This window comes from Rhodopseudomonas sp. P2A-2r (genome assembly GCF_026015985.1).
GTDB lineage: Bacteria > Pseudomonadota > Alphaproteobacteria > Rhizobiales > Xanthobacteraceae > Tardiphaga.
This window is the reverse complement of the sequence record NZ_CP110389.1, coordinates 2021447-2034925: the sequence shown is the minus strand read 5'-3', so window position 1 is coordinate 2034925 and position 13479 is coordinate 2021447. Positions and strand designations below refer to the sequence as shown.

General features: G+C 64.1%; 8 protein-coding genes and 3 pseudogenes. 3 read left to right on the top strand and 8 right to left on the bottom strand.

Annotated features, from left to right (window positions below; translation table 11 throughout):
- Positions 1 to 176: 176 nt before the first annotated feature.
- Positions 177 to 488 carry a polyhydroxyalkanoic acid system family protein gene (locus tag ONR75_RS09595; protein ID WP_265082378.1) on the bottom strand — a complete coding sequence of 104 codons (312 nt, stop codon included), beginning with the start codon at positions 486 to 488 and terminating at the stop codon, positions 177 to 179.
- Positions 489 to 649: 161 nt separating this feature from the next.
- Here ONR75_RS09595 and ONR75_RS09590 point away from each other — a divergent pair, with 161 nt between their 5' ends.
- Positions 650 to 814: a DUF3309 family protein gene (locus ONR75_RS09590; RefSeq protein ID WP_265082377.1), complete on the top strand. Its 165-nt coding sequence runs from the start codon at positions 650 to 652 to the stop codon at positions 812 to 814.
- Positions 815 to 996: 182 nt separating this feature from the next.
- On the opposite strand, the pseudogene ligD reads toward ONR75_RS09590, so the two are convergent.
- Positions 997 to 3716, bottom strand: a pseudogene (gene ligD / locus ONR75_RS09585) (DNA ligase D).
- A gap of 139 nt (positions 3717 to 3855) precedes the next feature.
- Between ligD and ONR75_RS09580 the strand changes: the two are divergent.
- Positions 3856 to 4743 carry a Ku protein gene (locus ONR75_RS09580; protein WP_265082376.1) on the top strand — a complete coding sequence of 296 codons (888 nt, stop codon included), beginning with the start codon at positions 3856 to 3858 and terminating at the stop codon, positions 4741 to 4743.
- Positions 4744 to 4757: 14 nt separating this feature from the next.
- Positions 4758 to 5006, top strand: a complete 249-nt coding sequence (locus tag ONR75_RS09575; protein ID WP_265082375.1) for a hypothetical protein — start codon at positions 4758 to 4760, stop codon at positions 5004 to 5006.
- Between the two features lie 5 nt (positions 5007 to 5011).
- Here ONR75_RS09575 and ONR75_RS09570 read toward each other — a convergent pair whose 3' ends face one another.
- The 6 genes and pseudogenes from ONR75_RS09570 to kdpA form a co-directional block, all read right to left on the bottom strand.
- Positions 5012 to 5302, bottom strand: coding sequence for a DUF6496 domain-containing protein (locus ONR75_RS09570; protein ID WP_265082374.1), 291 nt, complete (start codon positions 5300 to 5302; stop codon positions 5012 to 5014).
- Between the two features lie 221 nt (positions 5303 to 5523).
- Entirely contained in the window at positions 5524 to 6213 is a 690-nt protein-coding gene (locus tag ONR75_RS09565; protein WP_265082373.1) for a response regulator, read from the bottom strand.
- Positions 6210 to 8791, bottom strand: a pseudogene (locus ONR75_RS09560) (DUF4118 domain-containing protein). The gene ONR75_RS09565 and the pseudogene ONR75_RS09560 overlap by 4 nt, the downstream one beginning before the upstream one ends.
- Before the next feature lie 221 nt (positions 8792 to 9012).
- Positions 9013 to 9615, bottom strand: coding sequence for a K(+)-transporting ATPase subunit C (locus ONR75_RS09555; protein ID WP_265082372.1), 603 nt, complete (start codon positions 9613 to 9615; stop codon positions 9013 to 9015).
- Between the two features lie 10 nt (positions 9616 to 9625).
- Positions 9626 to 11745, bottom strand: a pseudogene (kdpB, locus tag ONR75_RS09550) (potassium-transporting ATPase subunit KdpB).
- 21 nt (positions 11746 to 11766) lie between these two features.
- Entirely contained in the window at positions 11767 to 13470 is a 1704-nt protein-coding gene (kdpA, locus tag ONR75_RS09545; protein ID WP_265082371.1) for a potassium-transporting ATPase subunit KdpA, read from the bottom strand.
- Between the last annotated feature and the right edge of the window lie 9 nt (positions 13471 to 13479).

The following is a 13479-nucleotide window of genomic DNA, read 5'->3' as shown; positions in this document are numbered from 1 at the left end:
TCGTGCCGACTCGAATCATGTTCGGTTCCCTTCTCCGCACCACGTTATCTGGCCACACAATTATTGATCATGCGTTGACGAAAATTCTGTGTAGGGCGGTGGGGTTCCATCGACGTTTTCTATGCTGCAGCACAGCACCAATTCGCTTAGTGCATTGCAGCAGAACTGCGCAATCGTCAGCTCTTCTTGGTCAGCAGCAGGTTGCCGCGCGCCTTGATCGCCGCCTGCGCCGCTTGAGCAAAGCGCTGCAACAACCAGGGCAGCATCACCTCGACGCGCACATGATCTTCATCGACATCAACATGGCCGCTGGCCGCCTGCCCGAGCGCGCGGACCCGAAAGATCATCCGGTCGCCGTCCCACCGCTCCTCGTCGACCTTCAGCACCGGCACGCTGGACGCCGCGCGGCTCAGTCCTGTTCTCAAACGGCGCACGGCCTCGTCCCGACCAAGACGATGCGGAATGGAGACGACGAGCGGCGCGGCCATGACTGAAAATCCTTTGTGTTCAACTTCATGTGGGACGGCGCGCGCAAAAAGAAAGAGCAGAAATCGGGTTTCATCGGAGGGAACTTAATGAGTTGCGGCACGTTTTTCCCGGCATGAAGGCAGCGGCGATATGTCCCGCCTGCCGGGCTGAGGAGAAATACATGTCAATCGGAACAATCATTCTTATCATTCTCGTGATCGCTCTGCTCGGCGGTTTCAGCGGCATCGGCGGCGGCCCGTTCTACGGCACCGGCTACTACGGCGGCGGCGGCCTCGGCTTGATTGTCGTGATCCTGCTGATCCTCCTGCTGCTCGGCAAGCTGTAACAGCTCCCGAAACTGAGCGCGCGATCCAGCAATGGATCGCGCGCTTTCTTGTGTCTTTCTCGATTGTCATCGCCCGCGAAAGCGGGCGATCCAGTAAATGCAGAAGCTGATTTCAATCATGAACGACCGCGTTTACTGGGTCGCCCGGGCAAGCCGGGCGATGACATGTTTCGTTGTGTTATCTACGAACCCCGCTTTCTGATCGCGGGCTTCAACGAAGCCGCCGCCTCATCGTAGTCCGCCCATGCCTTCGAGCGCGCCAGCAGCGCCGGGACCGTTCGGACCGTGAACTTCTTCGGATCGAGATCGCTGCGCAGCTGCGTCCAGGTCAGCGGCATCGACACGGTGGCGCCGTCGCGCGCCCGCGGCGACAGCACCGCCACCGCGGTCGACATCCTGTCGTTGCGCAAGTAATCGAGGAAGATCTTTCCGGCGCGCAGCTTCTTCGACATGTTGATCAGGTAGCGCTCCGGATCGTCATCGGTCATCTGCTGGCACACGCCCTGCGCAAATGCCTTGGCGGTCTTCCAGTCGACCTTGTCCTTCGCGCCATGCCGCAGCGGCGCCACCACATGCAGGCCCTTGCCGCCGGTGGTCTTGCAGAAGCTTTCCAGCCCAAGCGCCGTCAGCCGCTCGCGCATCTCGCGCGCAGCGTCCAATACCGCGGAGAATTCCACATCCGGCGCAGGATCAAGATCGAAGATCAGCCGGCCGGGCACTTCCGGCTGATCGGGCGCGCAATTCCACGGATGCAGTTCGAGCCCGCCGATCTGCGCCACCGCCGCCAGCCCTTCGACGCGGTCGACCTGCAGATAGGGTTTTCGGTCGCCCGACACTTTCACCAGTTCCAGCAGGTTTGAGGTGCCCGGCATGGCATGGCGCTGGAAGAATATCTGGTTGCCCTTGATGCCATCGGGCGCGCGTACGATGGAGCATGGACGGCCTTTGATATGGCCGATCATCCAGCCGCCCACGGCTTCGAAATAGCGGGCGAGATCGAGCTTGGTCACCGGCTCGCCATCACCCGCGTCGGGCCACAGCTCCTTGTCGGGCTTGGAGATCACTACGCCCATGACGTCGGATACGCCGGCCGATGCGTTCGCGGCAGGTTTGGCTTTCGCGGCCTTCTTCGCACCGCGCTTCGGCTTCGGCTCGGCCAGCGCAGTCTTCTTCGGAACCTCGGCCTCGACTTCATCGGCCGGCTTGTCCTGACGCAATCCCTTGAACGCCGCTTGGCGCACCATGCCGGCACCGGTGAAGCCGGCAAACTCGATCTCCGCCACCAGCTCCGGCTTCAGCCAGTGCACGTCGCGGCCGCCCGGCGGGGTCTCCTTGCCGCCGAACGGGCTCTGTTTCGCCGCCGCCGCCTTCAGCGCCGGCATCAGTGCCTTGACCTTGTCCTGGCCGTAGCCGGTGCCGACCACGCCGACATAGGCCAGATGATCGCCGCGATTGACGCCGACCAGAAGCGAGCGGAATTTGCCGGCATTGCTCTTCCAGCCGCCGATCACGACCTCATGGCCGGCGCGGCATTTGGCCTTGGTCCAGCTCTCGGAACGACCGGAGCGATAGGGCGAATCCAGTTTTTGGAGACGATGCCCTCCAGCGACAGCTTGCAGGCGGATTGCAGGATGGCGTCGCCGCCGGTCTCGAAATGCTCGACATAGCGGATCAGGCCTTCCTTGCGCTTGCCGCGCGCGGCCAGCAGCAGTTCTTTCAGCCGCGCCTTGCGGTCCGCCAGCGGCAGTTTTCGCAAGTCCTCGCCGTCGGCGAACAACAGGTCAAAGGCAAAGAAGATCAGCGCATGGCTGTCGCCATCGGACAGCGCCGCCTGCAGCGCAGCAAAATCCGGGGCGCCGTGCTTGTCCAGCGCCACGATCTCGCCGTCGATCATTGCATCCGGCAGTGCTGCGGCCTCATCGGCAATGGCCTGAAACTTGGCGGTCCAGTCCAGCCCCTTGCGGGTCTTCAGCGTCGCCGCGCCGTCCTCGACGCGCAGCTGGACGCGGTAGCCGTCGAACTTGATCTCATGCGCCCAGCCGGCGCCACCCGGCGGCCGGTCCACTGAGGTGCACAGCTCCGGCGCGACGAAATCAGGCATCGCCGCAGTCTTCGAAGGCTTTGCGGATTTCACCGCCGTCTTTTTTGCAGTTTTCCTGGCTTTCTTCTTCGCCGGCGTCTGCTTCGCCTGGGTGACATCTGCGTTGGTCTTCCCTATCTTGCCTGCGCGTTCATCCGCCGCCAGACCCTTGTTCGAATCCCACACCGCATCGGCCTTGGTCTTCGCCGACTTGCCGGTCATGAAAGGCTTTGGCGATCGCCCCTTGCCGGCGGCGATATCGGCCATGGCGCGGCCGGAGGCCACCGACGCATCCGCGTCGAGCACCGTGTTGGCCTTGCCCTCTTTGGCGTATTCATCGCGATGCTTGATCAGCAGCCAGTTGGTCCGCTTGCCGCCATTGCGATCATGGCGCATCCGCACCAGTACCCAGCCGCCATGCAGCTTCTCGCCTTCCAGCGTGAACTTGAGATCGCCTTTCTTGAATCCGCGCTCCGGATCTTCGCACTCCCAGTAGCCGCGGTCCCACAGCTGCACCGTGCCGCCGCCATACTGCCCCTTGGGAATGGTGCCTTCGAAGTCGCCATAGTCCAGCGGATGGTCCTCGACCTCCACGGCAAGGCGCTTGTCGGCCGGGTCCAGCGACGGGCCCCGCGTCACGGCCCAGGACTTGAACACGCCACCCCATTCCAGCCGCAGGTCATAGTGCAGCCGGGTGGCGTCATGTTTCTGGATCACGAAGCGCCGCCGGTTCGACGGAGCGATGGCGGTCTCGCCCGATGGCTCGCTGGTCTGCTCGAAATCGCGTTTCTTGCGATAGACAGACAGTTGTTTGTCGACCACGGCGAACCCCACTCACTTGCAAATGCCGCTCATCCGGCCCCGGAACCAAAACCGGCAATTGTCGTTGAAGTTCCCGAAAGCCCGTGCGTTGCGTGAATTGCGACCGGGAAAGGCAACATGCGTACCGCAGGAGAATTTGATGGCCCCGCCGCGTGCCTATTGGAAGGGCTCCCTGAAGCTCTCCCTCGTCTCCTGCCCGGTGGTGCTGTATCCGGCCTCCACCACGGTCGAAAAAACCCGCTTTCACATGATCAACACCGAGACCGGCAACCGGCTGAAGCAGCAGATGGTCGACGCCGAGACCGGCGACGTGGTGGAGAAAGACCAGAAGGGCCGCGGCTACGAGATCAGCAAGGGTGAGTTCGTCCCGATCGAGAAGGACGAACTGGAAGCCGTGCAGATCGAGAGCAACCACACCATCGACATCGACAACTTCGTGCCGCGCGACGAGATCGACAAGCGTTTCCTCAACCATCCGTATTACATCGCCCCGGACGGCAAGGCCGGCATCGACGCCTTCGCCGTGATCCGCGACGCCATGAAGGACAAGGACCGCGTCGCCTTGGCGCGCATCGTGCTGACCAACCGCGAACACATCATCGCCATCGAACCGCTCGGCAAGGGCCTGCTTGGGACCACTCTGCGCTATCCCTATGAGGTGCGCGACGAGAACGACTATTTCGAGGACATCAAGAGCCCGAAAATCTCCAAGGACATGATCGACCTCGCCGTGCATATCCTGGACAGCAAGGCGTCGCACTTCGATCCGTCGAAATTCAAGGACGAATACGAGAACGCGCTGAAGGCGCTGGTCAAGCGCAAGGCCGCCGGCAAGTCGATCAAGACCGTCGAAAAGTCCGAGAAGCCCGACAATGTCATCAGCCTGATGGACGCGCTGCAGCAGAGCCTGAAGGGCGGAAAGGCGGCGCCCGCCAAGCGCGCCTCTGCCGCAACGTCGCGCGCCGCAAGGTCGCGTCCCGCCAAGAAGGCGCACCGATCCACGGCTCGCCAGCGCAAGGCGAGCTGATGTACGGATTGTGGTTGACTTCCTTCCTGCTCATCGCGATGGCGCTGTCGATCGGGGCCGCGGGCGCCCAGACGACCCTGCAAACGCGGGACTGCACCGCTGCCAACATCGCCGCCACCGCGGAAACCATCGGCAAGATGAAGGACAGCAAGCAGAAGGCAACTGCGTCCGAGGAAATCGGCGCTGCCAATGAGGCGCTGGCGCAGGGCAAGAGCGAGGAATGCAAGGCGCACCTGTTGAAGGCCACCCTGCAGACCAAATAGCGCGATTATCGTTTGCTGGATTTCCGCTTGCTCTTCTTGGCGGACTTTTTCTTCGCCGTCTTCCTGGCGGTCTTCTTCACCGACTTCTTGGCGGCTTTCTTTGCGGTCTTTTTGGCCGTCTTCTTCTTCGGCACCTTCTTGCCTTCGGCGCGCGCCTCCGACAGTCCGATGGCAATGGCCTGCTTGCGGCTGGTGACCTTCTTGCCGGAGCGGCCGCTTTTCAGCTTGCCAGCCTTCTGCTTCTTGACTGCACGTTCGACATCCGACGATGCCGCCGTGGAATATTTTCGAGCCATGATCTGATCTCCTGTGGCCGGAAATAATATCCGCGGCGATTGATGGTTCCTGAGTTGACCGGACTCCACCGTCATCCTGAGGCGCCGTCGCACTTGCGACGGCCTCGAAGGATGGGCAGCAAGCGTCTGTGGCCGCATCCTTCGAGGCTCGCCAAGAGGCGAGCGCCTCCAGCCTGAACGCAATTGCGTTCAGGCGAGGATAACGGCGGCTGTGTATCTTGCTAATCCGCCGCCTTCAACCGGTAGCCGATCCCGGTTTCGGTCAGCACATATTGCGGGCGTTCGGGATCGGGTTCGATCTTCTGCCTGAGCTGACGGACATAGACGCGCAGGTATTGCGCGTCTGTGAGTTCGTCCCACAATTCCTTGAGGAGGAAGCGGTGGGTCAGTACTTTGCCGGCGTGCTGCACCAGCACGCGCAGCAGTTCATATTCCTTGGGCGACAGTTTCACATCGCGATCGCCGACCTTGACCAGCCGACGCACCAGATCGACCGACAACTCGCCCGACTTGAACACCGGCCGTTCGCCATGCACCTGCAACTGGTGGCGCAGCGCGGCGCGCATCCGCGCCAGCAATTCGTCCATGCCGAACGGTTTTGTCAGGTAGTCGTCGGCGCCGAGATCCAGTGCCTGCACCTTGCCGGCCTCATCGCCCCTGCTCGACAGCACCACGATGGGCACGCTGTCGTTGCGGGCGCGGATCATGCGCAGCAGGTCGTGGCCCTGGATGTCCGGCAGGCCGAGGTCGAGGATGATCAGCGCCGGATCCTGCGCCAGCAATTCGAGCGCCAGCGTGCCATTGGACGCTTCGAGAATTTCGTAGCCCTGGGTGCTCAACCCCATGCGCAGCAGCTTGCGGATCGGCGGTTCGTCGTCGATGACCAGGACCTTGATGGCGGCGGCATTCATGCGGCGGTGTCCAGGGCTTCAGTGGCCGGCGGTATCGGCAGCCGGATGATCATGGCGGCACCGCTGCGGTCGGTGCGGTTGGTGGCGGAAATGGTACCATGCATGGCTTCGATGAAGCCGCGCGAGATCGCGAGCCCAAGCCCGGTGCCGGCGCGGACGTGATCGCCCTTCTGCACCCGGTAGAACTTGTCGAACACGCGCTCGAGATCCGCGGGGGAATGCCGGCGCCCTCGTCGAGGATCTGCAGCACCACGGAGTCCTCGTCGCGCTGCGCCCGAATGGTGATGGCGGTGCCCGCCGGCGCGTATTTGGCGGCATTATCGAGCAGGTTGAACAGCACCTGCTCGAACAGCACGGCATCCAGCTCCAGCATCGGCGGATCGGTTGCCAGGTCGAGCACAACTTTGTGGTCGCCGAGGATCTTAATGGCGCGGCGCAACGCGCTGCCGATGATATCGCCGAGATCGTGCAGCGCGCTGTTCGGCACGATGGCTCCAGCCTCCAGCTTGGTCATGTCGAGCAGGTTGGCGATGAAGCGATTCAGCCGCTCGGATTCGTCGATGATCGTGCCGAGCAGGTCGGCGCGCTCGCTGTCGGACAGCTTCGGCAGCAGATCCCGCATGGTCGTCGCGGCACCCAGCACCGAGGCAAGCGGCGTCTTGAGGTCGTGCGAGATCGAGGTCAGCAGCGCCTGGCGCAGCCGGTCGGATTCGATGCTGCGCTGGGCGCGGTCCATGTCCTCCACCAATTGCACGCGTTCGATGGCCAGCGCGCCCTGGTCGACCAGCGCGTCGAGCAGCCGGCGCTGGTCCGGTGTCAGCAACGGTCCGGTGCGGTCGTCATCGATACCGATCACGCCGATCGACCCGCGACCGGTCCGCATCGGCAGGAACAGTCGCTTGGCGCCCGGCAAGGTGTCCGAGCCCCGCCCCGCTGGGCGATCGTTGGCCCAGGCCCAGTTGGCGGCCGCGAGATCCGCCTTGTCGAGCTCATCCTCCGGCGGATAGCCGGCCTTCACGGTGATGACGCCCTGCTCCGGCAGCAGCAGCACCACGCGCACCTTGAGCATCAGAGCGGTCTGGTACGCGGTGGCCCACAGCACATCGTCCAGCGCGGCGGTACCGGCCAGCTTGCGGCTGAAGGCGTAGAGCGATTCCGTGGTGCGCACCCGGCCCATCGCCGCCACCGCCTGGCTGCGCACGCGTGCGGCGAGATTGGAGACCAGCAGCGCGATCAGCATGAAGAAGAAGAATGCCGCGACATTGGTCGGGTCGGTGATGGTGAAGGTGTAGACCGGCGGCAGAAAGAAGAAATTGTAGCACAGGGATGCCACCACGCTGGCCAGCAGCGACGGCCACAGCCCGTAGCGTACGGCCACGCTGACCACGGCGGTGAGGAACACCAGATCGACATTCTCGATGCCGAACATCGGCTGGATCAGCTTGGCGACGCCAAGCGCCACCGCAACCACGGCCAACGCGGCGAGATAGGGTTTGGGATCGAACGGCTCGCTACGCTCGGCCGCCTGCACAGACTTCTTCGCCACGGCGCCGGTGGCGTCATCGCCGGCGATGACATGCACGCTGATGTTTCCGGCGCGCCGTACCAGGTCGTGCACCACGGAGCCACGCAGCAGCTCGAACATCCACGACCGCGACGCCTTTCCAGTGACGATCTGCGTGACGTTGTTGGCTCGCGCGAAGCCCAGCACGTCGTCGGCAATGCGCCGCCCGGCGCCGGGGACGGTCAGCGCTTCGGCGCCCAGCGCCTCCGCCAGCCGCAGCGTGTCGGCCAGCCGGTCGCGCTGCTCCTCGCTGAGTTGCAGGCTGCGTCGGGTCTCGATGGAAATCGCGGTCCACGGAGCATGCAACCGATCCGCCAACCGCTTGGTATAGCGAACGAGGCCTGCAGCGCGCGGATCCTCGCTGACGCAGACCAGGATGCGTTCGCCGGCAGCCCAGGGGCCCGCAATGGCATTGGCCTGCATGTGGGTGAGCAACTGCTCGTCGACCCGCTCCGCGGTGCGGCGCAGCGCCAGTTCGCGCAGGGCGGTCAGGTTGCCGGGCGAGAAATAGTGCTCCAGCGCGCGCTCGGCCTGCCGGGGCACATAGACCTTGCCTTCCTTCAGGCGCTGGATCAGGTCGTCCGGGGTGAGGTCGATCAGCTCGATGGCGTCGGCACCGTCGAACACCGAGTCCGGCACAGTCTCGCGCACCCGCACATGGGTGATCTGCGCGACGACGTCGTTGAGGCTCTCGATGTGCTGGATATTGACGGCGGTATAGACGTCGATGCCGTGGCTCAACAGCTCCTGGACGTCGAGGTAGCGCTTGGGATGCCGGCTGCCCGGCGCATTGGTATGGGCGAGTTCGTCGACCAAAGCGATTTGAGGATGCCGGGCGATCAGCGCGTCGAGGTCCATCTCCTCGAGCTGCTGCCCCTTATGGTCGAAGCGGCGGCGCGGGATCACTTCCAGCCCGTCCAGCAGCGCCTCGGTCTCGGCGCGGCCGTGGGTCTCCACCACGCCGACCACCACATCGACACCGGCCCTGCGCTTGGCATGGGCGCTCTGCAGCATCTCGTAGGTCTTGCCGACGCCGGGCGCAGCACCGACGAAGATCTTCAGCCGGCCTGCCCCATTGTCTTCCCGCCGGGCGGCTTCCAGGAGCGCTTCCGGCGAGGGGCGATGTTCACTGTCGCGGCGCTGATTTGCCATACGGCTTTATAGTCTCCGCGTGGTCTCCGGGCTACCGTCACCTCTCCCCGCTCTTCCGCGGGGAGAGGTGACGCAAGGTTGCTTTATTTCGCCGCCGCATCCAGCGCCAGGTTCAGCGCCAGCACGTTGACGCGGGGCTCGCCGAGCAGGCCGCCGAAGCGGCTTTCGGTCTGCGCCGTCACCAGCGCGCGGACGTTGTCCTCCGGCAGTTTTCGCGCCTTGGCGACGCGCGGCACCTGAAACAGCGCGCCCTCCGGCGAGATGTTCGGGTCGAGGCCCGAGCCCGACGTGGTGACCAGATCCACCGGCACCGGCATCGCGCGGTTCTCCGCCTTGAGCTTTGCCACATCGTCCTTGATGCGGTCGTTGAGCGCCTGGCTGGTCGGGCCGAGGTTGGAGCCCATGGAATTGACGGCGTTATAAGGCGCCGGCACGGTCTTGGTGGCGTCCTGCGGATCGGCCATGGTGGTAGCCGACGGACGGCCGTGGAAATAGCCGTCGTCCTTGAACTCCTGGCCGATCAGCCTGGAGCCGACGACCTTGCCGTCGCGCTCGATCAGGCTGCCCTGGGCCTGATTCGGGAATACGGCTTCGGCGATCCCGGTCATGGCTAGCGGATAGGCGGCGCCGGTGATGACGGTGAGCGCCAGCAGGATGACGATGGCCGGGCGAATTTCTTTCAACATGACTTTCTCCTCAAACCAGATGAAGGGCAGTGACCACGAGGTCGATCGCCTTGATGCCGATGAACGGAACGATGATGCCGCCAAGGCCGTAGATCAGCAGGTTGCGGCTCAGCAGCGCGCCGGCGCCGATCGGACGATAGGCGACGCCCTTCAGCGCCAGGGGGATCAGCGCGATGATGATCACCGCGTTGAAGATGATGGCCGACAGGATGGCGCTCTGCGGGCTGTGCAGCCGCATGATGTTGAGCGTCTCGAGCTGCGGATAGAACGCCAGGAAGATCGCCGGGATGATGGCGAAATACTTGGCAACGTCGTTGGCGATCGAGAACGTGGTCAGCGCGCCGCGGGTCATCAGGAGCTGCTTGCCGATTTCCACCACCTCGATCAGCTTGGTCGGGTTGGAATCGAGGTCGACCATGTTGCCGGCCTCGCGTGCCGCCTGGGTGCCCGTGTTCATGGCGACGCCGACATCGGCCTGCGCGAGCGCCGGAGCATCGTTGGTGCCGTCACCGCACATGGCCACCAGCTTACCCTTGGCCTGCTCGTCGCGGATCAGTTGCAGCTTGTCCTCCGGCGTCGCCTGCGCCAGGAAGTCATCGACCCCGGCTTCGGCGGCGATGGCCGCAGCCGTCATCGGATTGTCGCCGGTGATCATCACGGTGCGGATGCCCATGCGGCGCAGCTCGGCGAAGCGTTCGCGGATGCCGCCCTTGACGATGTCCTTGAGGTGGATGACGCCGAGCAGCTTGCCGTCGCGGGCCACCGCCAGCGGCGTGCCGCCGCCCTTGGCGATCTCGTCGGAAATCGCCTGGATCTCCCGCGCCGTGTCGCTCATGGCGGCGGGCTGCATGGCCCGCGCGGCGTTGCCCGACGTCACGGCATAGGTGCTGCCGCCGTTGACGTAAGCGAGGATCGAATCCACCGCACCCTTGCGCACCGACGAGGTGCCGGTGTCGACGCCGCTCATGCGGGTCTGCGCCGTGAACGGCACGAAGGTGGCGCCGAGTTCGGCCATGTCGCGGCCGCGGATGTTGTACTTCTCCTTGGCGAGCACGACGATCGATCGGCCTTCCGGCGTCTCGTCTGCCAATGACGCCAGCTGTGCCGCATCGGCCAGTTCCTGCTCGGTGACGCCGCGCACGGGGCGGAAGGCGGTCGCCTGACGGTTACCCAGCGTGATGGTGCCGGTCTTGTCGAGCAGCAGCGTGTCGACATCGCCGGCGGCTTCTACCGCACGGCCGGACATCGCCAGCACGTTGAAGCGTACCAGCCGGTCCATGCCGGCAATGCCGATGGCCGACAGCAGCGCGCCGATGGTGGTGGGGATCAGCGTCACGAACAGCGCCACCAGCACGACAACGGAGATCGAGCCGCCGGCGTAAGCGGCATAGCTCGGGATCGTCACCGTGGCGAACACGAAGATGATGGTGAGGCCGACCAGCAGGATGTTAAGCGCGATTTCGTTCGGCGTCTTCTGCCGCTCGGCGCCTTCCACCAGCTTGATCATGCGGTCGATGAAGGTAGAACCCTGCGCCGCCGTGATCCTGACGCGGATCCAGTCGGACAGCACCTGCGTGCCGCCGGTCACCGCGGAGCGGTCACCCCGGATTCGCGGATCACCGGCGCGGATTCACCGGTGATGGCCGCCTCGTTGACCGAAGCGACGCCCTCGATCACCTCGCCGTCGGACGGGATGTTGTCGCCGGCTTCCACCAGCACCACATCGCCGACCTTCAGGCTGATACCCGAGACCATGCGGTAGGACCTGTCGCCAGCACTGCCGGTCAGCAGCTTGGCCTGGCTCTCGGTGCGGGTCTTCTTCAGCGATTCCGCCTGCGCCTTGCCGCGACCTTCGGCAACGGCTTCGGCGAAGTTGGCGAACAGCACCGTGAACCACAGCCACAGGATGATCTGGAACGCAAAGCCCAGATCGGCGCCTCCGGTGAACAGGTTCTTGACGAAGATCACCGTGGTCAGCGCCGCGACGACCTCGACGACGAACATCACGGGGTTCTTGATCATCAGCCGCGGATCGAGCTTTGCGAAGGCCGACCCGATCGCCGGCACCACGATTTTCGCATCGAGCATCGCCGACATCGGCACCCGCTTCTGCAGTTTCAACGTTTCCATGGGAGTACTCCGGGTCATCGATCAGAACAGGGTGTGGGCGGACATCGCGAGGTGCTCGACGATCGGTCCGAGCGCGAGCGCCGGGAAGAAGGTGAGGCCGCCGATGATCAGGATGACGCCGACCACCAGGCCGACGAACAATCCGCCGGTGGTGGGCAGGGTGCCCGCCGAAGCCGGGATCGACTTCTTTGCCGCCAGCGAGCCCGCCAGCGCCATGGCCGGAACGATCATGAAGAAGCGGCCGACGAACATCGAGCTGGCGAGCGTCAGGTTGTAGAAGAAAGTGTTGCCGGTGAGACCGCCAAACGCCGAACCGTTGTTGCCGGTCGCCGAGGTGAAGGCATAGAGCACCTCGGAGAAGCCATGTGGACCAGCATTGGCCATCGAAGCCACTGCCGAGGGCAGCACCACCGCCACCGCGGTCCAGCCGAGATACATCAGCGGCAGCACCAGGATCGCCAGCATGGCCATCTTGACCTCACGCGACTCGATCTTCTTGCCGACATATTCCGGCGTGCGGCCGACCATCAGGCCGGCGACGAAGATCGCCAGCACCACGAACAGCAGCATGCCGTAGAGGCCGGCGCCGACGCCGCCGATGATGATCTCGCCGAGCTGCATGTTGATCAGCGGGATCATGCCGCCGATGGCGGTGAAGGAGTCGTGCATGGCATTGACCGCGCCGCACGACGCGGCCGTGGTGATCACTGCGAACAGGCTGGAGGCCACGATGCCGAAGCGGACTTCCTTGCCCTCCATGTTGCCGCCGGTCAGGCCGAGATCGGCCATCATGCTGGTGCCGGAGGCTTCGGCGCCGTAGGTGATGGCGACGCCGGCGATGAACAGCACGCCCATCACGGCGAGGATCGCCCAGCCCTGTTTCTGGTTGCCGACCATGCGACCGAACACGTTAGTCAGGCCGGCACCCAGCGCAAAGATCGAGATCATCTGGATGAAGTTGGACAACGCCGTCGGGTTCTCGAACGGATGCGACGCGTTGGCATTGAAGAAGCCGCCGCCATTGGTGCCGAGCATCTTGATCGCCACCTGCGAGGCCACCGGGCCGACTGCGATGGTCTGCTTGGCACCTTCAAGAGTGGTCGCATCGACATAGGCACCCAGCGTCTGCGGGATACCCTGCCATACCAGGAACAGCGTGTAGACGACGCAGATCGGCAGCAGCACATAGAGCGTGCAACGGGTCACATCGACCCAGAAATTGCCGATGGTGCGCATCGACGAGCGCGAGAAGCCGCGGATCAATGCCACCGCGAGCGCGATGCCGGTGGCTGCCGACAGGAAGTTCTGGTGCGTCAGGCCGATCATCTGGGTCAGATAGGACAGCGTGCTTTCTCCGCCGTAGTTCTGCCAGTTGGTGTTGGTGATGAAGGAGATCGCGGTGTTGAACGACAGATCCGGCGCCACCGCCGACTGATCCGCCGGATTGAGCGGCAGGAATGCCTGCAGCCGCAGCACGGCATAGAGCACCAGGAAGCCCCCGACGTGGAACAGCAACATGGCCACCGTATAGGTCAGCCAGTGCTGCTCGCGTTTCTCATCGACGCCGCCCATCCAGTACAGACCGGCCTCGACCGGCCGCAGCACCGGTGACAGAAAGGTGCGCTCGCCGTTGAAGACTGCTGTCATGTACCAGCCCAGCGGCTTCACCAGTGCGACCACGATCGCACAGAATAAAATGATCTGAATCCAGCCAACGAATGTCATGGTCGTGTT